Raw genomic sequence first — 22629 nt, forward strand, 5'->3', positions numbered from 1 at the left:
GATCGAACCCCAACAGCTGCCCGGCGTCACCCCAGCCGCTCCTTGCGTCCGAGGATTCCCTGGGGGCGGATCAGCAGGACGAGCACCAGTACGAGCAGAGCCCAAGCATGTTGAAGCTCTGCCCGTAGCCACACCGTGCTGACCTGGCTGACGATCCCGATCACCAGACCGCCGACCATCGCGCCGTACGCGGTGCCGAGACCTCCCAGGATCACCGCGGCGAACATCAGCAGCAGCAGACGGAACCCCATGGTCCACTCGACGGCGGTGACCAAGCCCTGCAGCACCCCGCCGATGCCGGCCAGCGCCCCGCCGAGGATCCACACCACCAGGATCACGCGGGCCACGTCGATGCCGGAGGATTCGGCCAGGTCCGGGTTGTCGGCCACGGCGCGCATCGCTTTGCCCATGCGGGTGCGCTCGATCATCATCGCCACGCCGACCAGGATCGCGGCGGACAGCGCCATGACGGCGAGATCGCGGGGCGTCGCGGCGACCGGTCCCCACCGGATCCGCTGCTGCACGGTGTACTGGGCGTAGGGCGACTGGCGGCTGCCGTACCACAGCACCAGCACGTGCCGCATCAGCAGCGACAGGCCGATCGTGATCACCAGGAACTGGAAGCCACCGACCCGTCGCTCGCGCAGCCGCGCGAACATGCCTGCCTCCAGGCCACCCGCGAAGACTCCGCCGACCGCCGTGGCGAGGATCGCGGCGAACACCAGGTGCAGCTGCGGTCCTTGGACGTTGAGGAACCACGCGACGATCGCGCCGAACGTCACGAACTCGCCGTGCGCGAAGTTGATCAGCCCCGTCGTCCCGAAGATCAGCGACAGCCCCACGGACGTGATGGCGATGATCAGACCGAACTTGATGCCGTCCACGAGCCGCTGTGCGAGAGACCGGAACGGGAAGCTGAATCCACCCGCCGCGCTCTCGCCCATCGGGAACAGGACGCGCCGACTGCTGCCGCGGACCGTGATGGTCGTGGGGTTGTTGTCGGGGTTCTTCAGGCTGACGTCCTCGGGGAGCGTGTCCTCGTTGATCTCGATCACGTAGGCCCCGCTGCGGGGAACGTCGACACTCCAGTCCCCGTCAGCGTCGGTCTCGACCGTCTCCTGGAAGCCGGCGTCCTCGCTGAACACGATCAGCTCGACCCCGTCGAGGGGTTGTCCGTCGGCTGTCTGAAGCGTGCCGAACACGCCGGGCTGTCGTTGGTCCTGCCGGTCGCCGCTCTCACCGCTCAGGGCGGCAGCGGTGGCCGTCAGCGAAGCCAGCACGATCATCACCGCGGCCGTCAGCCAACGCCGCACGGCCTGCCGAGGGATCGGACCCTCCCTTCCATCTGTGCCGCGGGGAGTCTAGATGTCGAAGGCGCCGTCGCTCGACGCGGCGCCGTGCTGGGTACCATGCTGTCCAGCTCGAACAGGGACGCCCCGGTGCAGTTATCGGACCAGCTGCTCGCCCTCCTCACGATCGTCTCGCTCATCGGCGTCGTCGTCCTCGGAAGCGCGCTGACGGTCGTCGCCCTCCGCCTGAGGCGCCTGCGCACCGGGTACGACGCTGTCCTCGACCCGGCCCGGCGCGAGGACCTCTTCGAGGTCCTCGAGCGCCGCTTCGGCGAGGTCGAGCAGTTGCGCGAGGCGATCGCGGTGGTGCACCGCAACACCGAGCATCTGCGCAGCCTGCTGCGTGCGGCCGTGTCGCGTGTCGGCGTCGTCCGCTACGACGCGTTCGACGACATGGGCGGGGCGCTGTCGTTCTCCGCGGCGATCCTCGACGAGTCCGGCGACGGGGTCGTGTTGTCATCCATCAACGGACGGACAGAGGCGCGGACCTACGCCAAGCCGGTAACAGGCGGGACGAGCTCCTACAACCTGTCGCCCGAGGAGGAGGCAGCGATCGACGCGGCGCTCACGGGCGAGCGCCAGGCCGTGGTCAACCCGCCGCGCCGCCGCCGTGGCCGCGCGGCGTCGTAGACCGCCGTGACGCTGGCGTACCTGGGTCCACCCGGCACCTTCTCCGAGACCGCAGCGCGGCTGGTCGCGGGCGCCGACGGCGATCTGGTCGAGCTCCCCGACGTCCTGGACGTTCTCCGAGCGGTCGCCGACGACCGCACCGCGCGGGGCGTCGTCCCGATCGAGAACACGCTCCAGGGCCCGGTCAGCGTGACCCTCGATGCGCTCGCGTTCGAGGTCGAACTGCTGATCGAGGCTGAGCTGGAGCTGCCGGTGCACCTGGTGGCAGCCGTCCGCCCCGGCGTGACGTTCGACGAGATTGTGACGGTCCGCTCGCATGACGTGGCCCTGGCCGCCTGCCGACGGTGGCTGTCGGCGAACCTGCCCGACGCCGAGCGGATCGCCTCGACCTCGACCGCTCGGGCCGCGGAACACGTCGCCAACTCGGACGCTCCCGAGCTGGCGGTGGTCAACCAGCTCGCCGCCGAGCGGTACGGCCTTGACGTCCTGGCCCGCAACGTCGCGGACCGGGAGGGCAACGTGACCCGCTTCGTGGTGGTCGGCCATCGTCTGCCACGCCCGACGGGGTGGGACAAGACATCGCTGGTGGTGTTCATCGAGGAGAACCGGCCGGGCGCGCTCCTGCAGCTGCTGGAGATCTTCGCCGAGCGCGATCTGAACCTGACCAAGATCGAGTCGCGGCCCACCAAGGAGGAGCTGGGCGAGTACTGCTTCTTCGTCGACGTGGAGGGTCACCTGGCCGACGAACGGGTCGGTGACGCCCTCGCCGCGGTCAAACGCACCCACCGCGAGGTGAAGGTGCTGGGCTCCTACCGGCGTTCGGGAGCGCGCCAGCCGGAGGAATCGCAACGCATCGCCGCTGACGACGCCGCGTACCGTGAGGCGGCTGAGTGGCTGGCGGAGTGGCGCGAGCGCATCCGCCGCTGACGCGGTCGCCGTGTCGGTGACGCGGTCGCTGCCGCGGGGGCGCGTGTGGCGTAGCCTCGCCCACCGTGATCGACGTCCGACTCCTGCGTGACGATCCCGAGGCGGTGATCGCGGCGCTGGCGCGCCGTGACATCGCCCGCAGCGACGTCGAGCGCGTGATCGACCTGGACCGCCGTTGGCGGGAGGTCACCGCCGAGGTCGATGGGCTGCGCGCCCAGCAGAACGTCCGGTCTCGGGCGATCGGGACCGCGCCGGCGGAGGAGCGCCAGGAGCTGATCGCGGCTGCGGCTGAGCTCAAAGAACCGTTGCGTCGGGCGGAGGAGGAACAGGTCGCGGTCGCCGAGGCCCGTGACGAGGCCCTGGCCGCGATCCCCAACCTCCCGCATCCGGACGCGCCCGCCGGTGGCGAGGACGACAGCGTCGAACTCCGCCGCGAAGGGTCCAAGCCGGAGTTCGACTTCGGTGTCCGAGACCACGTCGAGCTCCTCGAACCGCCGGGTGCGCTGGACCTGGCTCGCGCTGCCAAGGTGAGCGGGGCGCGGTTCTTCTACCTCAAAGGTGAGGGCGCGCTACTGGAGTTCGCGTTGGTGCGCTACGCGCTGGACGTCGCCATGCGCCACGGCCACCAGCCGGTGATCCCCCCGGTCCTGGTCCGCGACGAGGCGCTGTACGGCACCGGGTTCTTCCCCACCGACGAGCAGCAGATCTTCGCCATGCGCGACGATCCGCTGTACCTGGTGGGCACCTCGGAGGTGTCGCTGGCCGGGATGCACATGGACGAGATCCTCGACACGGTTCCGGTCCGGTACGCGGGGTTCTCCTCGTGCTTCCGTCGGGAGGCCGGCTCGTACGGGCGGGACACGCGCGGGGTCTTCCGCGTGCACCAGTTCGACAAGGTGGAGCTGTTCTCGTTCGTGGGGCCCGACGCGTCCAGCGACGAGCACGAGCGCATCCTCGCCATCGAGGAGGAGATCATGGGCGGGCTCGGGCTGCACTACCGCGTGGTCGACATCGCCAGCGGTGACCTCGGGGCGTCGGCGGCTCGCAAGTTCGACCTCGAGGCGTGGCTGCCTGGCCAGGACGCCTACCGCGAGGTCACCTCCTGCTCGAACACCACCGACTACCAGGCGCGACGGCTGCGGGTCCGGTGGCGACGTGACGACGGCAGTACCGAGCTGGTTCACACGCTCAACGGCACGGCGCTGGCGGTGCAGCGCACGATCATCGCCCTGGTGGAGACCCACCAGAACGCGGACGGGTCGGTGGTGGTGCCCGAGGTGCTGCAGCCCCACCTCGGTCGCGAGGTGCTGTTCGCCCGCGCTTGAGTGTCGTGCTGCACCGCCGTCGGGGCGGTGACCGGCGGTATCCTCAAAGGTTCGGAGGGTTGGCCGAGTCCGGTTGAAGGCAGCGGTCTTGAAAACCGCCGGGCCCCGCGAGGGGTCCCGTGGGTTCGAATCCCACACCCTCCGCCGAAATCCTTGTCCTCGAGCGCTCGGTCAGGCAGATCCGCGCGGTACGACCCACTCGTGCGGCTGGCCGGTGACGTCGCTGATCCGCTCGGGGCGGTATTTTCCAGGCACAGGCCGGCACGTGGCGGAACAGGCCGGCACGGGCTCGGTCGGTCTGGAAAACCGCGCGGCCCCGCGAGGGTCCGTGGGTTCGAGTCTCACACGCTCCGCCGACGCAGCGAAGACGCGGCGAGGACCAGCAGCGCAGCGGCGTGCCGTTCCGCCAGCTGCGGCGGGCACACGTGCGGTACCTCTCGCCGCGCGCCAACCCCTGAAGGCTCGGCTCCAGTGGCTCCTGTCCCGCGCTCGACACGGGGCGGAGGTCGGGGCCACGGTGTTGCAATTCTAGGGGAGAGAAACGGTGGCCTTCGTGGCGTTCGACCTCGACGGGACGTTGTTCGACTCGGTTGGCATGACGGTGCAGGCGGCACGGGCGGTCCTGGACGAGGCAGGGGTGACCGCCGAGGACGACGCGATCCGCCGGTGGATCGGACGGCCGATCGAGGAGTTCACGACCTGGCTCGCCGAGCAGGTCCCGGAACGCCTCGCCGATCGGGTGGCCGAGGAGTTCCACCGCCACGAACGGGAGCTGATGGCCGCAGAAGCCGCGCTCTACCCGGGCGTCGAGGACATGCTCGATCAGGTCCGCGAGGTCGCGGACGACCTGGTGCTGTACAGCAACGGCCGCCGCGGCTACGTCGACGCGGTATTGGACCAGACCGGCATCCGCCACCGGTTCGACTTGGTCCGTCCCCGCCGCGACCATGAGGTCGGGAAGGATCCGGTCGTGGCCGATCTGGTCCATCGACTCGGCGACGCCGGGTTGCTGGTCGGCGACCGCCGCGACGACGTCGAAGCTGCCCACGCCCACCGGCTGCTGGTGATCGGTACGGCCTACGGTTACGGCGACTCGGGAGAGCTGGCCGACGCCGACCGTACGGCCGACCGGCCCGAGGACGTCCCACCGCTGGTGCGCGACCTCCTGTCTTGAGCGGTGACGTCGTCAGCGCTGACGACGGGCCACCGCCTGCAACAGCAGCCGTTCGGCGACCGGTTGTGAGAAAGCGAGCTCGTGGCCCAGATCCAGACACCGTGTCGCCTGATCGACGGCGACGTGGTGCTGGCTGCCCCGCATCCTGCGGCGCAGGGTGGTGGCCGCGGTCTCCAACGCACGTCCGATCCAGCTCTCCGACGGGCCAGGGCGCAGCGGTTCGTGCCAGCGCACCTCTCCGTCGAGCAGATCGAACGGCCGAACGATGCTCTCACGGCGGGCCGGGTGGCGGTGCGCGTCGACCGACTCGATCGCCAGGACCCGCTGGCGGAGATCACCCACACCGTCGACCACGGGCGGGATGGGATCGGCGAACGACCACGCCCGGCCGGGGAGCGCCGCCGCCAGACGGTCGGCGCCGAGCGGTGCCGCCAGCGCCAGCAACTCCACCAGCGGGGCGTGGTAGCGGCCCTCGTCGAACGGCCGCGGCCAGGCGACGAACAGCAGCTGCTCACCGTCGAACGCGACCAGGCTCGGACGCACCTGTCCCTCGGCGCGTAGGTCGAGCTCGGCGGTTGCCTCCAGGAACCGCTCCGCGTCCTCCCAGCGCGCGCGCATGGCGACCTCCCGCTCGTCGGAGGCAGCTTCGCCCGCCGCTGGCGGGGACGGGGATCGGCGTGGTTGGGCCCTGGGGATAGCGGAGAACTGGCCGTTGCGGAGATCCAGTGGCGGTCTCTGCGTCACTCCAGACGTGGGCGGACCTCGCGCGTGAAGAAGTCGATGAACGCGTCCTGCTGTGGGCCCACCTGGTGCAGGTACACGTGATCGAAGCCAGCGTCGACGAACTCGCCGATCCTGGCCGCGTACCGTTCCGGGTCCGGTCCGGTCAACACGCCGGCGATCGCCGCGTCGTCGCGCATACGGGCCAGGGCAGCCTCGAAGTGCTCGACGGTGCGCAGGTCAGTGCCCAACGGCCCCATCCCGTCGTTGCCCCACCACCGCAGGGCGGTGCGCCGAGCTTCTTCCTCGTCCTGAGCCCAGCACACGGTCATCTTCGCGTACCGGGAGGCGTCCTGGCCGGCGGCCTGCACGAACCGTTCGACCAGCGACGAGTCGGGACTGATGGCGATCACCCCGTCCCCGTGCTCCGCGGCGATCGAGGTCGAACGGGGTCCGCCGGCCGCGACCAGCAGCGGCGGTGGACGCTCCGGTCGGGTGTACAGGCGGGCGTCCTCGACCGTGAAGTGCGTCCCCCGGTGGGTGACGCCGTCTTGCGACCACAGCGCGCGGATCACCTGGATCGCCTCTTCGAGCATGTCGAGGCGGACGCCCGGTGGCGGCCAACGACCGCCCAGGATGTGCTCGTTCAGCCACTCACCCGACCCCACCCCGAGGAAGAAGCGGCCGTCGAGCGCCACCGCGGCGGTCGCCGCCGCATGCGCCACGATGGCCGGGTGCATGCGCATCGTCGGGCAGGTCACGCCGGTGCCGATCCGCATCCGCTGCGTGGCCCGCGCCAGCATCCCCACCACGACCCACACGAACGGGCTCTGGCCCTGTGCCTCGAGCCACGGGTGGTAGTGGTCGGAGACGAGCGCGAAGGTGAAGCCCGCCTCCTCGGCGCACACAGCGGTGCGAACGAGTTTGTCGGGGCCGTGCTCCTCGGCTGACAGGTGGTAGCCGAGCTCCATGGCGACCTCCCGACGCATGAGGCAAGGCTGGCGCGTGCGCGACGCGGGCGCCGCACCGGGCTCGGACGTTCGGGCATCAGGGGATGCCCGCTCAGGCCGGAATGCTGGGGGTGACGCCGGATCCCGAGGGAGACAGCCGATGACCGACCTGGTCACGACCGGACCACCGCTGCTGGAGCTGAGTTGGGGACACCACACGACGGAGCGCGATGAGGGCAGCCTGGAGCGGGCGTTCTATCCGGCGACCAAGTACCACAAGGCCCCCGGGTACCTGCACGGTGGCGTCGCCGCGGCGGCCCTGGTCGCAGCCGGCCGCTTGCTTGGGCTGGATGCGCAGCCGCCCACGTCGGTGGCCGTATCGGTGCGCCGGCCGGTCCCGCTCGGCGATCACCTGCAGGTCGTGCTCCGCCCGGGAGACGAAGCCGCCCACCAGGCCACCATCCAACGGCTGCTCCCGCCGGACCTCGAGACCGACACGGTCGAGCGGTTGGTGGAGGGGGTGGTGCGGTTCGGGGGATACGAGCCGGCACCCGACCTCGCCGACGCTCGACAGCTGGCAGCCGTGCCGAAGCCCGACGCCGAATCCCACGAGCTGTTCGCCGACTGCTGGGTGTGCGGTCAGGACAACCCGGAAGGGCTCCAGCTGGTTCCCGGGTGGTTCGCCGACGGGCGGGTGGTGTCGCGGCTGATCGCCGACGAGCGCTACGCCGAAGGCGGGCCGGCCGCTCCGGCGGTCTCACCGCTGTTGATCTGCGCGATGCTGGCCTGCCCCACGTTGTGGGCCTGCCGTGAGCAGCTCGGGGCCCGGCCAGAGCCGGCGGCGACGCTGGTTGACCTCGACGTCCACTTCCACGCCGACGCGCGGCCCAGCACCGTTCTGCGCACCGTCGGGTTCGAGGGCGCCAGCGGCCGGTCGCTGGAGTTCGAGGCCGACGACCCCGACCGCTACCTGCATGGGGTGTCGGCCTTGGTGGGCGAGGACGGCACCATCTACGCCACCGCGGCGGGGACGTGGGTCGCGGTCGCCGAGGTAGCGGAGCGCGAACCGGGACGGCCGACGCCGGCGCGGGAGTTCATGCCGACCAAGGCGGGACGGCCCGAGGAGCGCAGCAGCGAGGACTGGGGCGAGCCGCTGCCGGGACGACGCGAGATGCCCGGCCCGCGCTCGGACCGTCCGGGCGAGCGCGCCTGATGAGTTCGCGGGGCGCGTTGGCAGCTTGGAGGTCCGTCGTCGCGTCGCGGCGGCCCTCGCGGGGCGGCCTTCGCGCTCCCGGCGGTGTTCGCGAGCGTCCGCGCACACGTGCCCCGTGTGGCGGGGCGGTGTTCGCGCTCCCGGCGGTGTGCCCGCGCCTCGCCGCACACGTGCCCCGTGTGGCGGGGCGGTGTTCGCGCTAGCGCAGCGACGCCTCGACGGTGACCTCGCCGACGCCGGCCAGGGCCTTGGACACCGGGCAGTCCTGTTTGGCCGCCTGGACCTTGTCACGGAACTCGTCCTCGTCGAGGCCCGGGACGTCCGCTTCGGTGCGTAGGTCGATCCGGGTGATGGTCGGTCCGGCGTCGGTCGTCTCGATCGTGACGTCAGCGGTGGTGGCGATGCTGTTGGGCTCGTAACCGGCGTCCGACAGCAGTGCTGACAGGAACATCGAGAAGCACCCGGCGTGCGCGGCCCCCACCAGTTCCTCGGGATTGGTCCCGGCAGCGTCGGCGAAGCGTGAACCCTTCGTGTACGGGCCCTCGTAACCCTGGCTCGGCAGCCGTAGCGTGCCCTTGCCCTCGTCGAGCGTCCCCTCCCAGCGAGCCTCGGCGGTGCGTGTCGGCATATCCGGTCCTCCGTTGCTGTTGTTGCTTCGCTGCGACCGTACGGCTCGTCAGGTCCGGATGCGGGCCAAGCTCCCGTACGCGGGGCGGTTCGCATGCGGGGCGCGGTCGGCCGCGAGGCTCGTCGCCGAGTCGTGCCGCCGCTACCCTGCCGTGGCCGTGTGGTCGTATCATCCGGAGGCTTCGCCTAGTCTGGTCTATGGCGCGGGATTGCTAATCCCGTTGGGGCTCAAGCCCCTCGAGGGTTCGAATCCCTCAGCCTCCGCTTCACCCACAACATGCGCTGGTAGCTCAGTCCGGATAGAGCACCTGACTACGGATCAGGCGGCCGGGGGTTCGAATCCCTCCCAGCGCGCAACGCGGATCCGGCCCTAACGGCCGGATTTCGCTGTTTCCGGGGACTCTGCTGGCCGGCCGCACTCCCGTGGTGTGTACAAAGTGTGCACGGTTCCGTTGAGCAGAAGATGAGAGCAACGGCCGCCTGGCGAGTAGTCGCATCGCAGGGGGGGATCAATGGACCGACGTTGTGGCCAACGGGCCGTTGTGGGCGGAGCGGTGCGACAAGCGGTGTGGACGAGCAGAGGCGCACCGCCCTCGCTCGTCGTTCGGCGTCCGGTCCCGGTCGCACGAGCCACGGGTCGCCAGAAGCGTGTGAGGAAGAAGTCGGGATCGTCGTAGTCCCACACGTAGGCGGCGACGGTCCCCCGGGGTCGGGTGACGCGTACGGAACGTCCCTAAGGGCGCCGGACTCGCTCCGTGCGACATGACGTTGACGACCGTACCGTCGGGATCATTCGAAGAAGTGACGGACCCGCAGGTGCTGCGGCGGTTCCGGTGGGAGCTTGGGGACGGCTACGAGCTGCCCCGGACTGTACGGTGTGCCGGTCCCGAGGATCGGTTGCCGGTGCGGCTGCGACCGGTCGGCTAACGCCGGGGATCTGTCGCCTCCTTGTCCGTGGCTGCCAGCGGGTCTTGGTGGTGCGCCAGGTCCAGGTGGGGGTCGATACCCGAGGCCGACACCGGGTCGGCGTGCACGATGGCGCTGGACAGGTGCGGCACCTCGTGGAGCAGCTCGTGGCGGACCGCCTCGGCCACCTCGTGGCCGTCCGCGACGGTGAGGTCGCCGGCCACGGCTACCTCGACCTCGCCGTGAAGTCGGTGGCCGAGCCAGCGCAGCCGGACCTGGCCGATGTCCAGCACGCCGTCCACCGAGCGGGCGACCTCCTCGACCCGGTCGACCAGGCCCGGCTCGATGCCGTCCAGTAGGCGCAGGAGCAGGTCGCGGGCCGTCTCGATGAGGATCCGGACGATCACCGCGGCGATGACCAGCCCCACCAGCGGGTCGGCGAGCGCGAAGCCGACCGCCACCCCGGCGGCGCCGACGACCACGCCCAGCGAGGTCAACGCGTCCGTGCGGGCGTGTAGCCCGTCGGCGACCAGCGCGGCCGAGCCGATGTCATGTCCCACCCGGATCCGGTAGCGGGCGACGGCCTCGTTGCCGAGCGCCCCGAGCACGCCGGCGGCCGCCACAGCCCACAGGTGGCGCGGGGCGTGCGGGTCGAGCAGCCGCTCCACCGCCTGCCAGGCGGCCAGGCCCGCCGACGCGGCGATCACGGCCAGCACGACCAGACCCGCCAGGTCCTCGGCTCGCGCGTAGCCGTAGGTGAACCGCCGGTTTGGGCGACGCCGCCCCACCACGAACGCGACCCACAACGGCAACGACGTCCCCGCGTCGGCCAGGTTGTGCAGCGTGTCGCTGAGCAGCGCGACCGAGCCTGTCACCAGCGCCACGACCAGCTGGAACGCCGCGGTCACCCCGAGGGCGACGAGCGAGACCACCACGGCTTTGACGCCCCGGCGGTCGTCCTCAAGGTCGCCCGGCAGGGGATGACCGTGGTGGTGCTCGTGCTGGCCGCCCAGGCCGAGGAACGCGCGCACGGTCGCGAGCGCGCACCGCCACCCCGTCCGGGGTTCGTGGTGGCGGTGCTCAACCTCGTCGTGGTGCATGACCCCTCGGTAGCAGCCTACGGCCGGCTCCACGGCCGGCACGGTGGTGTCGTGTGTCCGGCCACCGACATGGTCCCCAACCCGAAAAGCAACGCCCGGCCTGCGCGCAGTTTGTCTGTCGGGTCGACAGGCCCCGACAGACACGTCGTGCGGCATCGGTCGAAACGTAGGCTTGGACAATGAGGGAGGAGATGTCCACTGCCGCCGCTTCCTCGACGAGCACCGCCACCGCCGGCTCCGCTCATTGGTGTTGCAACCAAGAGGCGTGCAGGACGGCCCAACGACCGGATGCTGTCCGAACACAAAAGACGTGGGACCGATGTCGGACCTGCTCCTCGTGGTGGTCGACGAGCGCCCAGCGCGACGCCGGGGAACGAGGCGAGCCGGCCCCGGATACTGGCGAGCGTCGCTTGCTCGCCGGCGTCGATCTCGACGTCGTGATCGTCCTGGGCCTGGCCGAGGGAGATCGGGGTGCCGGCGGCCGCGTCGAGGAACCTGTGGAACCACGGAGAGGCGGGTCGCCGCGGTTCGGCGGCTGCCCCCTCGGCGGTCCGGCACGCCGCAGCACTTCTTCGATAATCCCCGCGACGAGGGCACCAAGCCCTTCATGTCGCAGATTCTCTGAGCGCGGAGCGGTGCTCGCGGCGTGAACACCGTCACGCACGTCCTGGTGAACGCCGCCATCGACCGGCGGGTGCGGGAGCACCGGTCCGCAAGGGACGCCTCCGGAGACCACCCCATCGCCACGAAATCGTTCCTGTGGGGCGGGGCGGCGCCGGACCTGCCGCTGATCGCGATGACCGCCGGTGCCATGGCCTGGTATCCGCTGCGCCACGGCTGGTCGCTCGGCCGCAGCTTCGAGCGCATCTTCCGCAGCCTCTACTTCGAGAACCCATTGTGGATCGCCGCCAACAACCTCCTCCAGTCACCGACCATGCTGCTGGTCATGCTCGCTGGGCTGACGCTGTTCCGGCGTCGGCGCCCCGCTGCGGCGCACAGCATGCTGTGGTTCCTCCTGGGGGCGGTGGTCCACGTCGCGCTGGACATCCCGGTACACCACGACGACGGCCCGCTGCTGTTCTTCCCCTTCCAGTGGACCATCCGCTTCCAGAGCCCGGTCAGCTACTGGGATTCGCGCCACTACGGGGACATCGTGCGCATCGTCGAGCTGGTCCTGATGGTCGCGCTCGTCCTGTACCTCCTCCGGCCGCGGCTGCGGCAGTGGTTCGGTCGGACGAACGCCGGCTCGGACATCGGGGACCGTCACTAGCCTGATGCCGTGTTCCGCGGAGGTGACCATGGGCAACGACGCGCCGGCGGTCGGTGACCCCGCACCGCCCCTCATCGTGCCGCAGCTGGAAGGAGGGGACTTCCGGCTGGAGGATCACCGCGGCCGCCCCGTGCTGGTGTCGTTCCTGCGGCACGCGGGCTGACTGATCTGCCGCAACCACCTCGTGAAGGTGGTGCAGCGCCGGGACCGGCTCGACGAGGTCGGCGCACTGCCTGTGTTCGTGGTCCACGACGAGCCCGACCTGGTGCAGCGCACGATGCTGGAGGACGTCGAGCTGCCCTATCCCGTGCTCGTGGATCTGGAACGCGAGGCGTACGCCGCATGGGGGCTGCGGCGCGCGAGCGCGCCCACCATTTTTCTCGACCTCAAGGTGTGGTGGCAGTACCTCAAGATCATGGTCGGTGGCGACCGCCTGCGGAAATCCGGGCAGGATCCGCTGCAGTTGGGAGGCGCCTTCCTGGTGGCGCCGGACGGCACGGTCGCGTATTCGCGCCCGCAGCGGCGCGACGATCGCCCACCCGTCGGTGAGCTCGTCGATCGCCTGGAGCGACTCGCTGCCGGCGCCGATGGGTAGAGCAACGGCCGTTGACCGAAGGGCTGAACGCTCTCTACCGTGAAGCCACGCAGTTCGGGGGTGTGTGCCGTGCGAAACCTTCCTGCCAGGGGTGTGTGCTTCTGCGGCATCGTGCGGGCCGGGCCACCGGTGAAGTCCAACCTCGTGCCGCATCTCGGGGCCGGCGAAATCGCCATCCTGGGGCTTGTCGGCGTCTTCTTCCTCGCCGCGACCATCTGGATGTTCCGCCGCTGGGGCGGAGCGGCCGAGGAGCCCGCCTGGGCGGCGCTCAAGCGGCAGTTGGACGACCTCGAGGGCGACGCCGCCGTGGAGGTTCCACGCGGCGAGCGGGAGCTGCTCCAGGTTTGAGCTAGCCGATCGGCTGATGCACTAGATCGGTTCGCGCGCCGCGCGCAACGCGACCACCAGGGCCGCCACCGCCGGTGCCATGAGCAGCAGAGCCAACGCCGACGCCACCTGCGGATCCGGGCCGACGAACGGCACGAGCACCAGCGGGAGCATCGGCAGCCCACCGCCGACCGCGAGACTGGTCCCGTACTGGCTCCAGGACACCAGGAACCCCAGCAGCGCCGCCGTGGCGAGTGATGGCAGCACCGCCGGGACGGTCACGACGAGGATGCGGCGGAGCGGACCCGCCCCGAGGCTCCGCGCCGCCTCCTCAAGCGCCTTGACGCGAGCGCCGAACCCGGGGGCGAGAAGCAGGACCACGTAGGGCAGCACGTAGGGAAGGTGCGCCAACGCGACCCCCGAGAGGCGGTCAGCCAGCCCGACCCGAATGAACCAGGCCGCCAGGCCGGTGCCGACGGCGTACTGGGGGACCAGCAGCGGCAGGGCGACGAGCGTCACCGTGGCGATCGGGCGGCGCACCCGGCCCTCGCCCAGTGCCCGGGCGGCGGGCCACCCGACGACGAGCCCCACCGCCGTTACCGCGAGCGCGACCAGGAGCGAGTTCTGCAGCGCCTGGACCGCGCCCACGCCGGGCGACAGCGCGTAGTTCCAGCCGCGCAGCCCCCACTCCTGGGGGGCGATCGCGGGGAAACGCCACTGGTTGGCGAACACGCGCACCGGCAGCGCCAGGAAAGGGACGACGTACGTGATCACGAGGATCGCCGTGACACCGCGGACCAGACGTGGCGACAGGCGCATCTCAGAGACCGGAACGCCGCACCGGGCGGACCGCCAGCAGAGCCAGCGCGACGGTCGCGGCCGCGATCGTCAGCAGGCTGGCGGCTGCACGGGCCTGGCCCGTGAGGTCCACGGTCTGCGTCTCCCGCAGCGCGTACACCGCCACCATGGGGGGGTAGGTGGGCCCCACGAGTAGCGGCACCTCGAAGGCGCCGAGCACGAACGCCGCGACGATCAGACAACCCACGGCGAGCGGCATGAGGATCTGGGGCCACACCACCCAGCGCAGCCGCTGCCAAGGGCCGGCTCCCGTCACGGCGGCGGCCTCGGCTAGATCGTCGACTCCGCGCCCCCACACGGCGAGGACCAGCAGCGCCAGGAACGGCAGCTCCTTGTAGACGTACACCAGGAGCACCCCCATGCCGGCCCGGTCCCGGACCAGGGGCCATGGCAGCGCACCGACTCGGTCCATGAGCCCGCCGGCTCCGAGCCACACGACCGCCACCACGGCGATGAGGAGATGGGGCATGGGAACCGGGAGTGCGAAGAGTGCGCGCAGGAACGTGCGGTGATGTCGCAGCACCGCCGCGAACGCCACCGCGAGGACCCCAGAGACGAGCGTGGCGGCAACCGCGGTGCGGAACGTGAACACGAGTGCGTCGTGAAAGGCGCCGTCGGCGAGCACCACCCGCCAGGCGTCGAGGCTCACCTCGCCGTCGGGCAGCGGCTGCACGCTGGTGAGGATCCCTCCGGCGAGCGCCCCCCCGAACAGGACCACGACGACGAAGGCGGCCGGTCGTGTGCCACCCGCCCACGCAACACGCGCGACGCGTGACGCCATCAGCGGCCGCCCGATGCCATGATCCCCCCGTGTTCGACCGCCACCTGCGCGCCATGGCCGCTCCACTCGAGCGCGCGATCGCGCGTCCGCTGGTACGGGCGGGCTTCACTGGGGACCGGCTCACCGCGTTGGGCCTGGTCGTCGGGTTGGGCGCCTGCGTCGCTGCGGGGTTCGCCCGCTGGTGGTTGGCGCTCGCACTGTGGCTCCTCAACCGCGCGGTGGACGGTGTGGACGGCCACGTTGCCCGTGCCCGGGACGGCGAACACGAGCGCGGCGGGTTCCTCGACGTCATGGCCGACTTCGTGGTGTACGGCGGGTTCGTGGTCGGAGTGGCGGTCGCGCTGCCCGAGGCCCGCCTCGCCTGCGCCGTGCTCCTCGCGACCTACTACGTCAACGGCAGCGCGTTCCTTGCTCTGTCGTCGCTGGCCGAGCGACGCGCCCGCGAGCGCCCCGACGAGCGGTCGTTGCACTTCGTCGGCGGCCTGGCGGAGGGCGGGGAGACCATCCTCGTCCACAGCCTCTTCTGCCTGTTCCCGCAGCGGGCGGCCCCGATCGCGTGGGGGTTCGCGGTCGCGGTCGGGATCACGGCGCTCCAGCGCATCGTGTGGGGCATGCGCGTGCTCCGCGCCGGGTGACGGCCGGCCGCGCCCCGTCATGGCCGTTCGATGGCGCGCAGCACATGTAGGACCGGGCGGGTCACGCGACGCACCCGTTCGCTGAGCCACTTGTCGCGCAGGTGCTCGATGGCGGCGCGTCGGGCGCCCTCGCTGAACGTGGGGTAGGGAAGGACGGTCTGGGAGACGTCGCTGATCGTGGCGCCGTGCCGCATGAAGGACGCGATGCCTGCGATCGTCTCTCCGCCCCACGGGGCTGCGACTGTCGCCCCCACCAGCCGGCCGCGCGGGTCAGCGACCAGCTTCACGAAACCGTACGCCTGTCCCGCACACACTGCCCGGTCCAGCTCCGCGCAGTCGAAGCGCCGCACGATGGCGCCCGCTCCCCACCTGGCACGGGCCTTCTTCTCCGTGCGTCCCACGCGGCCCACCTCCGGGTCGGTGAACGTCACCCATGGGATGTTTGCGTAGGAGGCCTTGCGCCGCAGATGGAACAGGGCGTTGGTCACGACCAGGCCGGCCTGGTAGGCGGCGACGTGGGTGAATGGCGGGCCGCCCGTGACGTCGCCTGCGGCGTAGATCCCCCGTCCGGTGGTGCGCATGGTGCCGTCCACGACGACGCTGCCGTCGCCGGCCGTCTCCACCCCGACGGTGTCAAGGTCCAGCCCGTCGACGTCCGCCCGCCGACCGACCGCGACCAGCAGCCGGTCGAATGCGACCGCCCCCACCTCGCCGTCCTGGCGGATCTCCAGGCGCTGCTCGCCGCCGTCGTGGTCGATGCGGGTTGCGCGGGCACCCAGGCGGACGTCGATGCCCTCGGAACGGAGCCGCTCGGCGACCAGCCGGCTCGCCTCCGGATCCTCCCGTCGCAGCAGCCGGTCGGTCATCTCCACGATCGTGACCCGGGCGCCGAGACGCGCGAACGCCTGGCCCAGCTCACACCCGGTGGGTCCACCACCGAGGACCACCAGGCGGCTCGGGAGTTCCTCGAGGTCCCACACGTCGTCGCTGGTGAGCGCGCCGGACCGGTCGATGCCCTCGACCGGGGGGACGACCGGGGAGGAGCCGGTGGCGACCAGGGCACGGCGGTAGTGCAGGATGCGGTCGCCCACCATCACCCGCCCCGGTCCCGCGAATCGGGCGTGGCCGTGGATGACCTCCACCCCCTCCTCCCGGAGCCGCTCGGGCGAGTCGTGCGGGGCGAGCCTCTCGCGGGCGGCGTGTACCCGCGCCATCACGCGTTCGAAGTCGACGTGCGGCTCGACCGGGTCGAGGCCGACCGCGGCCGCGTCACGCATGCGGTGGGCCAGATCGGCCGCGGCGATCAGGCTCTTGCTGGGCACGCAGCCCGTCCACAGGCACTCGCCGCCGGTGCGGTCACGTTCGATCAGGGCGACCCGTGCCCCGACCCCCGCGGCACCGACGGCCGCGACGAGCCCGGCGGTGCCCCCGCCGATGACGACCAGCCCGTAGCGCGCGGTCATGTCGCCGTCCGTCCCGTCGCAGGATGCCCTTCCGGAGTCGAGCCGTCGTCGATGCCCTCGGGGATGCGCCACAGATGCGCTTCGGGTAGGTCGATGCGGACGGTCGCGCCCGTGGTCGGCGCTTGATCCGGCGGCAGGAGGGCAGCCAGTTGCTGCGCCCCGACCCGCAGCACCACCCGGCTGTGGCCGCCCGTGTAGTCGCTGGCCACCACCTGTCCGCGCAACGGGGCGTCGGTGCGGAGCTGGAGGTGCTCGGGACGGATCGAGAAAGTCGCCTGCCCGTCCGGCGCGTCGACCGGGACGCTGCCGGCATCAAGGTGGAGACGTCCAGCGGTGACCGCGCCCCGCAGCACGTTGGCGCCGAGGAACCGGGCTGCCTCCACCGTGTGCGGCTGCTCGAACAGCGTGCGCGGTGACGCCTGCTGCACGACTCGACCGCCGAGAAGAAGCGCCAGCTCGTCGCCCAGCTCCGCCGCCTCCGCCCGGTCGTGGGTCACGTAGAGGGTGGTCAGCGACCGTTCGCGCTGGACGGCGCGCAGCAGCCGGCGTAGCTCCTCGCGCCGCTCGGGGTCCACGGCCGAGAGGGGTTCGTCTAGCAGCAGCAGTTCGGGCTCGGCGCACAGTGCCCGGGCGAGCGCGACCCGCTGGGCCTCGCCGCCCGACAGCCCCCGTGGGCGCCGGTCCGCGAGCTGGGCGATGCCAACTTCGTCCAACAGCTCCCGGGCGCGGCGACGCCGCTGGGCGCGGCCGGCTCCCTGGGCCCGCAGCGGGAACGCCACGTTGTCGGTGACGGAAAGGTTGGGGAACAGCCGCGGTTCCTGGAACACCATCGCGAGGCCGCGGCGATGCGCGGGCACTCTGCGGAGGTCACGGTGCCCCAGCCTCATCTCGCCCGCCTCGATCGGCTCCAATCCGGAAACCGCGCGCAGCAGCGTGGTCTTCCCGACGCCGGAGGGTCCGAGAAGCACCGTCAGCCGCCCGGCCGGCACCTCCAGATCGACGTCCTCGAGCACTCTCGTGCCGCCCGGCGCGACGACCAGCCCGCGGCAGTGCAGATGCGGTGTCGGCGCCCCTATCGCAGCACCACCTCTTCCCAGCGGTCCTCGATCTCGGGCACCTGGTGAGCGGGTAGCTCGCGCAGCCCCTCGCCGAGCTCCTCGCTGGTCAGCAGGTAGGGACTGTTGGTCCGCTGCTCGAACCTCGACCGCTGCTCCCCGGGGAGGCGCGACACGTCGAGGACGGTGGGGATGCCAAGGACCTCCGGATCGGCCTTGATGGCCTGGAGGTCGGGGCGCAGCAGCAGGTTCGCCACGACCAGCGCACCGGCCCGGCGACCCGCGTTGTCGGGAATGGTGACGTAGCTGGTGTTGCGCAGAGCACCCGTCTCGAACGTGAACGGTCGTGCACTGTCGGGGAAGATCCCTTTGGCCACCGCCGTCTCCACGAACGCGGGGTCGTAGCTCATGGCGAAGTCGACCTGCGCGTCCCCGAACAGGCGGTTGAGCTCCGCCTCGTTGGAGGGGAACGCCTCGCCCTCGCGCCACTGCAGCGGCTTCAGCTCCTCGAGCAGGCGGAGGGCCTCCTCCTCGCCCAGCGCGTACACGGCCTGACGCACGAACGCGGACCCCGTGAAGTCCGGCGGAGCGGGATAGGTGACGCGGCCGGGGTTGTCGCGCGCGTACTCGAGCAGTTCGTCGTAGGTGCGGGGCGGCTCCGGCGTCCGCTGCTGGTCGTAGGCGAAGATGAACACCGCGCGGCTCCATGGTGACTCCTGGCCGTCCACGGGCACCCCGAAGTCGGTGTTGATGGTCGGGTCCTCCCAATCGACGAGCTCCGCGTTGGGCAGGTCACGCGACCAATCCTCGAGCCACAGGTCGGCCTCCTTGCCCTGCGCGAAGTTCTCCCCGTTGATCCAGACGAGGTCGACGCTGCCGCCCTGTCGCCTGCCGGCGCGCTTCTCGGCCACGACCCGCTGCACCGCGTCGGCGGTGTCGTCGACGGGCACACGTTCGAGCGTGACCCCCAGCTCCTCGGCGGCAGGCACCACGTACTCGTCGATGTAGCGGTTGACCCGCTCGTCGCCGCCGAAGAGCCACCACCGCACGGTCTGTCCTTCCGCCTCCTCCAGCGTGCGCGCCCAGTCGCTATCAGCCGTCGCGGTGGGCGTGGCGCTGGCGGTGGGAGCCGCCGTCGTCTGTTCGCCGCCGCAGGCGGTCAGCAAAACGGCGGAGAGGACCACCGGGATCCAACGTCCAGCCGCGGCCGATTGCCACATCCTCCCATTCATCGCGTGCTTGGCCCCCTCTCTTCGGTCGCCTCTGTCCGGTCCTCGCCGGTCTGGTCCTCGTCGGGCAGTTCGGGGGGGCCTGCGCCGCGCCGCCGGAGGGACCGGTTGATGAACGGGCCGCCGATCACGAGGACGACGAGAAGGCCTACGGCGGTGATGAACTCCGGGGCGGTGGGGTCGTCGAACGAACCCCCCAGCGCGGCGTAGGCGAACGCCCCGGGGACGATGCCGACCACGGTCGCCAGGAGGTAATCACGCGTCCGCAACCCCGTGACACCCGCCAGGTAGTTCAGGGCGTTGAAGGGCACAACCGGGAAGAGACGCAGGTAGAGGATTGCGAGGAAGCCCCGGCGTTCCAGCCACCGGTCCAGGCGCCCGAGGCGCTTGCCCGCCATCCGCTCCACCTGGTCGCGGCCGAGGCGTCGCCCCGCCGCGAAGGCGGCGGCGGCACCGAGCGACGCCCCGACCACGGCCAGGGCCGTCCCCGCCGCCGTCCCGAACAGCACACCCCCCGCGATGGTCAGGACCGCGCCTGGCACCAGCAGCACCGTCAGACCGGCGTAGGCCAGGACGTAGACGAGCGGGGCGGCCACTCCGGCCGACTCCACGAACCGCTGCACTCCCTCGCGGCTGGGTCCGCCCATGAGCAACACCGCCGCGGCGGCGCCCGCCAGCAGCACGACCAGCAGCGCGAAGCGGAAGCGGGGCGACGACACGAGGTCTACCAGCCGCCCAGCGGGCCGGCGGCCGGCTCCGGCGCGCCCGTCCTCGGCCACCGCCTCCCCCCTCCACCCTTGGAACCTCGGCACAGACAGGTTGGAAGATAGGCAAGGGTGCACGAGATGCACCGAGCAGCTAGATGTCGTCCGCATCTACTCCAACGGACCCACCTCCCTACCGTTGGCGACGTAGGTTGTTGCCACTGGCGAGCAGACCGAGACAGCAGGAGAGGCACACGCCATGACCGATGCAGCGACGCACAGGTCCGACCTCGCCGTCGACGAGCGCGGTATGTCACGGCTCTCGATCGGCCTCTGGATCGCGCTGGCGGGGGCGGTGCTGCAGTTCACGGCGCTCGGCTCGGACTTCTACAGCTGGGAGGACAACATCAAGGACGCCTGGTTCGGCGTGCCGCACGTGTCGGCGCTGCTCCTGGCGTCGGCGCTCACCTCGGTCTCGCTCGCGGGCCTGTCGGCCGCGAACCGCCAGCCGGTGCGGGGGCGCTGGGTCGGCGGCGCGATCGCGGCGGTCGGGCTGATCGTTCTACTCCAGACCGGCTACCGCATGCTGGTGCCGCCCTTCAAAGGCTGCCTCACCTACAACTGCGGGTTCTCACCCAACGTCGACGCGACCATCCTGCCCGGCATGTGGATCGCGTTCGTCGGCACGATCGGGGCCGTCGTGGGCGGCATCGTCCACGCGGCTAGCGCCACCGCCGCCCGGACGCCGGCCCGCCCCTGGATCGCCGACCGGCAGATCGGCATGACCCCGTGGCTCGGACTGGCCGCACTGGGCGCAGTCGGGCAATTCGTGTTCGGCTACACCGTGTTCAACTTCTACACCGCCAACTTCACGGGCGATGGGGGCAGCCGCTCGTGGAGCGGATGGCTGGCCACCCCGCACACCGGCAGCCTCGTGCTCCTGATGAGCCTCGCGGTGCTGGTCCTCGTGATCTCGGCCGCCCGCAGCCGCGCACCCGTCAGCCCCAGTGCGGCCGGGGCGCTCATCGGGTTGTTCGGCTTCATCGCCATCTCAAGGATCGCCTACCGCATCATCGCCCCGCCGTTCCACAGCTCGGCCGTGGCGGGCCAGTTCGAGGAGACCTCCGACATCCACATCTGGGCCTGGTTGTCCCTCGCCTCAGCCCTGCTGGTGATCGTGGCCGGCATCGCCCATGCCGTCACCACCCGGGACCGCACCGCGACCACGCAGATCGCGAGCACCCGGACGGCGAGCGAGTCGGCATAACTGATTCTTGGCCGAAGGGGGCCGCCCCGCCCTCTACGGCCGCACCATGCGAAGTGGCGTTCGTGGGCAACGGCGGGGCGGCTCAAGTCGGTGCTGGCGGCCACCTTCGCGCGCTGCTCGCCGGCGGGGCGGGGACGTCCTCATCCTGGACTCGGATCGAGCCCGGCGGGCGTGGCTCAAATCCCAGCCGGAGGTCGGTCATCGGCCGATCTCCTCCTGGCTGGGACGGTGCGGTCCTCGTTTCCGTGTGCGACCGGCCAAAGCTTCCATGTGCCCCAGGCCACGGCGATCCCGACCATGCCACCGAACACCACGTCACTTGTGTGATGGCCGTGGCTGCGCACCAGTGACCAATGAGCGGGGAAGGTCGCCGCCGCCAATGGCACGAACAGCGCCGGGAGCTCCTGGGCCGCGCCGAAGGTAAAGGCCAGATCCGAAGCGGCATGTCCGGACGGGAACGACGATGTCAGCGGCCCGAGTTCACCCTCGTGTGCGCCGGAGGGCCTGCTGCGGTCGACGAGGGGTTTGATGACAAGGTTGGCGACGGCTGCGGTGATCGTGTAGCAGGCGCTGCCTCGTAGGGCCGCCCGCCGACCCTTCCGGCCTCCACCGACGGCGAGCACAACCGCGAATCCGGCCCAGGTCTGAGGCTGCTGGGTGTAATGCCCGACCTGGTTGAGAGCCGCAACAAGCCTTCCGACCATGCTCTCCTCGGGCTCTGAACCGCCCCGCGTTGCGTCGAGGGCGTTCTCTGGGCTTCATCCGACCTCGGTGAGGGCGGAGTGGCACGGTAGTAGGCGGTCTCGTACTCGGCTTGTTCTTCCGATCGACTCCCACCGGTGAGGGGCTGCGTCGCTTCAGCCACGGCACTCATGCTCGTTCGTTCCCCGTCCTGCCAAGGGAGACGCTCGCCCGCGCGTATGGCGACGTCGAGCCAGTTCTCCGGCGGGGCGAGTGGACACGACCAGCGGGGATCGTGGACACACGAAGGGTGGTAGGCGTAGTTGAAGTCGAGACGCACCGTACGCCCTGTGTGCCCGAGGTCGGCTCCCTTGACGGTGTCGAGGAGGTAGCGACCACCGCTGTAGGTCTCGTCGCCTGAGGTCGCATCCCGGAAGGCAAGGAAGATCCCACCGCCGTAGGAATCGAGCCAATAGAGGGAGAGCGCGCACGCCTCACCTTCGACCGTGAACCTCGCACGCCCGAAGCGGATCAACCGGGTGGTCCCCTCGCCGCTGTGCGCCACCTCGGCGGTGACCGGCTCAGTGTCCTCGACGGTGACGTCGAAGACCAGGCAGGGATCGTGGTCGAAGTATGCAAGGCCGGGAAACGTTGCCTGGGCCGCAGATGCCAGCGGCGACTGCGGGTGCGTCCCGAAGAGTCGATCGCGCCCCTCCACCCACTCGCTCCATGTACCGGCGTCGCCGGGACCAGCACGGACGGCGTCGTACAGCGCGAAGACGCGGCGCCGGTAATCCCACAGACTCAACATCACATGGTCGACCTTCGGGGCTGCACGTCGGA

General features: G+C 70.9%; 23 protein-coding genes and 3 tRNA genes. 14 read left to right on the plus strand and 12 right to left on the minus strand.

The genetic code is table 11. The annotated features are described in order from the left end of the window. Positions 1 to 26 precede the first annotated feature (26 nt). A complete protein-coding gene (locus KY462_12520; GenBank protein MBW3578540.1) occupies positions 27 to 1286 on the minus strand; it encodes a branched-chain amino acid ABC transporter permease in 1260 nt (419 codons plus the stop codon). A gap of 123 nt (positions 1287 to 1409) precedes the next feature. Here KY462_12520 and KY462_12525 point away from each other — a divergent pair, with 123 nt between their 5' ends. The 5 genes from KY462_12525 to KY462_12545 all read left to right on the plus strand — a co-directional run bounded on the left by KY462_12525 (position 1410) and on the right by KY462_12545 (position 5405). Beyond that, positions 1410 to 1979, plus strand: coding sequence for a DUF4446 family protein (locus KY462_12525; protein MBW3578541.1), 570 nt, complete (start codon positions 1410 to 1412; stop codon positions 1977 to 1979). Between the two features lie 6 nt (positions 1980 to 1985). Next, positions 1986 to 2906: a prephenate dehydratase gene (pheA, locus tag KY462_12530; protein MBW3578542.1), complete on the plus strand. Its 921-nt coding sequence runs from the start codon at positions 1986 to 1988 to the stop codon at positions 2904 to 2906. A gap of 65 nt (positions 2907 to 2971) precedes the next feature. Continuing rightward, positions 2972 to 4231 carry a serine--tRNA ligase gene (gene serS / locus KY462_12535; protein MBW3578543.1) on the plus strand — a complete coding sequence of 420 codons (1260 nt, stop codon included), beginning with the start codon at positions 2972 to 2974 and terminating at the stop codon, positions 4229 to 4231. 53 nt (positions 4232 to 4284) lie between these two features. Continuing rightward, positions 4285 to 4375, plus strand: a tRNA-Ser gene (locus KY462_12540). A gap of 400 nt (positions 4376 to 4775) precedes the next feature. Beyond that, the gene (locus KY462_12545; GenBank protein ID MBW3578544.1) at positions 4776 to 5405 is read left to right on the plus strand and encodes an HAD family hydrolase; all 630 of its coding nucleotides are present in this window, start codon (positions 4776 to 4778) and stop codon (positions 5403 to 5405) included. A 12-nt stretch (positions 5406 to 5417) separates the two neighbouring features. Here KY462_12545 and KY462_12550 read toward each other — a convergent pair whose 3' ends face one another. Together KY462_12550 and KY462_12555 are read right to left on the minus strand one after the other, a co-directional pair. Further along, positions 5418 to 6023 carry a hypothetical protein gene (locus KY462_12550; GenBank protein ID MBW3578545.1) on the minus strand — a complete coding sequence of 202 codons (606 nt, stop codon included), beginning with the start codon at positions 6021 to 6023 and terminating at the stop codon, positions 5418 to 5420. Positions 6024 to 6145: 122 nt separating this feature from the next. Then, complete coding sequence (locus KY462_12555; GenBank protein ID MBW3578546.1) at positions 6146 to 7096, minus strand: TIGR03557 family F420-dependent LLM class oxidoreductase; 951 nt, start codon at positions 7094 to 7096, stop codon at positions 6146 to 6148. 139 nt (positions 7097 to 7235) lie between these two features. Here KY462_12555 and KY462_12560 point away from each other — a divergent pair, with 139 nt between their 5' ends. Further along, complete coding sequence (locus KY462_12560) at positions 7236 to 8288, plus strand: hypothetical protein (protein MBW3578547.1); 1053 nt, start codon at positions 7236 to 7238, stop codon at positions 8286 to 8288. Positions 8289 to 8487: 199 nt separating this feature from the next. Here the strand turns inward: KY462_12560 and KY462_12565 are convergent, their stop codons facing one another. Next, a complete protein-coding gene (locus KY462_12565) occupies positions 8488 to 8916 on the minus strand; it encodes an OsmC family protein (protein MBW3578548.1) in 429 nt (142 codons plus the stop codon). A gap of 174 nt (positions 8917 to 9090) precedes the next feature. On the opposite strand from KY462_12565, the gene KY462_12570 reads away from it, so the two are divergent. Together KY462_12570 and KY462_12575 are read left to right on the plus strand one after the other, a co-directional pair. Beyond that, positions 9091 to 9179, plus strand: a tRNA-Ser gene (locus KY462_12570). 15 nt (positions 9180 to 9194) lie between these two features. Further along, positions 9195 to 9269 (plus strand) — tRNA-Arg (locus tag KY462_12575). A gap of 569 nt (positions 9270 to 9838) precedes the next feature. On the opposite strand, the gene KY462_12580 is transcribed toward KY462_12575, so the two are convergent. Continuing rightward, positions 9839 to 10921: a cation diffusion facilitator family transporter gene (locus tag KY462_12580; protein ID MBW3578549.1), complete on the minus strand. Its 1083-nt coding sequence runs from the start codon at positions 10919 to 10921 to the stop codon at positions 9839 to 9841. A 646-nt stretch (positions 10922 to 11567) separates the two neighbouring features. Here KY462_12580 and KY462_12585 point away from each other — a divergent pair. From KY462_12585 to KY462_12600, 4 genes are all read left to right on the plus strand, one after another. Then, positions 11568 to 12191, plus strand: a complete 624-nt coding sequence (locus tag KY462_12585) for a metal-dependent hydrolase (GenBank protein MBW3578550.1) — start codon at positions 11568 to 11570, stop codon at positions 12189 to 12191. Positions 12192 to 12219: 28 nt separating this feature from the next. Beyond that, the gene (locus tag KY462_12590; GenBank protein MBW3578551.1) at positions 12220 to 12354 is read left to right on the plus strand and encodes a peroxiredoxin family protein; all 135 of its coding nucleotides are present in this window, start codon (positions 12220 to 12222) and stop codon (positions 12352 to 12354) included. 30 nt (positions 12355 to 12384) lie between these two features. Further along, positions 12385 to 12786 (plus strand): AhpC/TSA family protein, encoded by a 402-nt coding sequence (locus KY462_12595; protein MBW3578552.1) that lies wholly within the window; start codon positions 12385 to 12387, stop codon positions 12784 to 12786. 69 nt (positions 12787 to 12855) lie between these two features. Beyond that, the gene (locus KY462_12600; protein ID MBW3578553.1) at positions 12856 to 13134 is read left to right on the plus strand and encodes a hypothetical protein; all 279 of its coding nucleotides are present in this window, start codon (positions 12856 to 12858) and stop codon (positions 13132 to 13134) included. A gap of 21 nt (positions 13135 to 13155) precedes the next feature. Here KY462_12600 and KY462_12605 read toward each other — a convergent pair whose 3' ends face one another. Then, the gene (locus KY462_12605; GenBank protein MBW3578554.1) at positions 13156 to 13932 is read right to left on the minus strand and encodes an ABC transporter permease subunit; all 777 of its coding nucleotides are present in this window, start codon (positions 13930 to 13932) and stop codon (positions 13156 to 13158) included. A 1-nt stretch (position 13933) separates the two neighbouring features. Beyond that, positions 13934 to 14752, minus strand: coding sequence for an ABC transporter permease subunit (locus KY462_12610; protein MBW3578555.1), 819 nt, complete (start codon positions 14750 to 14752; stop codon positions 13934 to 13936). Between the two features lie 29 nt (positions 14753 to 14781). Here KY462_12610 and KY462_12615 point away from each other — a divergent pair, with 29 nt between their 5' ends. After that, positions 14782 to 15387 (plus strand): CDP-alcohol phosphatidyltransferase family protein, encoded by a 606-nt coding sequence (locus tag KY462_12615; GenBank protein ID MBW3578556.1) that lies wholly within the window; start codon positions 14782 to 14784, stop codon positions 15385 to 15387. Positions 15388 to 15404: 17 nt separating this feature from the next. On the opposite strand, the gene KY462_12620 is transcribed toward KY462_12615, so the two are convergent. From KY462_12620 to KY462_12635, 4 genes are read right to left on the minus strand one after another with little or no spacing between them, the layout of a single operon-like run. Further along, on the minus strand, positions 15405 to 16850 hold the full coding sequence (locus KY462_12620; protein MBW3578557.1) for an FAD-dependent oxidoreductase: 1446 nt from the start codon (positions 16848 to 16850) through the stop codon (positions 15405 to 15407). Beyond that, positions 16847 to 17863 carry an ABC transporter ATP-binding protein gene (locus KY462_12625; protein MBW3578558.1) on the minus strand — a complete coding sequence of 339 codons (1017 nt, stop codon included), beginning with the start codon at positions 17861 to 17863 and terminating at the stop codon, positions 16847 to 16849. The genes KY462_12620 and KY462_12625 overlap by 4 nt, the downstream gene beginning before the upstream one ends. A gap of 59 nt (positions 17864 to 17922) precedes the next feature. Continuing rightward, positions 17923 to 19089 carry an ABC transporter substrate-binding protein gene (locus KY462_12630; GenBank protein MBW3578559.1) on the minus strand — a complete coding sequence of 389 codons (1167 nt, stop codon included), beginning with the start codon at positions 19087 to 19089 and terminating at the stop codon, positions 17923 to 17925. Between the two features lie 44 nt (positions 19090 to 19133). Beyond that, positions 19134 to 19913, minus strand: a complete 780-nt coding sequence (locus tag KY462_12635; protein MBW3578560.1) for a TVP38/TMEM64 family protein — start codon at positions 19911 to 19913, stop codon at positions 19134 to 19136. 235 nt (positions 19914 to 20148) lie between these two features. Between KY462_12635 and KY462_12640 the strand changes: the two genes are divergently transcribed. After that, positions 20149 to 21105: a hypothetical protein gene (locus KY462_12640; GenBank protein MBW3578561.1), complete on the plus strand. Its 957-nt coding sequence runs from the start codon at positions 20149 to 20151 to the stop codon at positions 21103 to 21105. Positions 21106 to 21571: 466 nt separating this feature from the next. On the opposite strand, the gene KY462_12645 is transcribed toward KY462_12640, so the two are convergent. Continuing rightward, positions 21572 to 22600 carry a DUF1684 domain-containing protein gene (locus KY462_12645; protein ID MBW3578562.1) on the minus strand — a complete coding sequence of 343 codons (1029 nt, stop codon included), beginning with the start codon at positions 22598 to 22600 and terminating at the stop codon, positions 21572 to 21574. Positions 22601 to 22629: the final 29 nt, after the last annotated feature.

The sequence above is a fragment of the Actinomycetota bacterium genome (assembly GCA_019347675.1).
In the GTDB taxonomy this organism is placed as follows: domain Bacteria; phylum Actinomycetota; class Nitriliruptoria; order Nitriliruptorales; family JAHWKO01; genus JAHWKW01.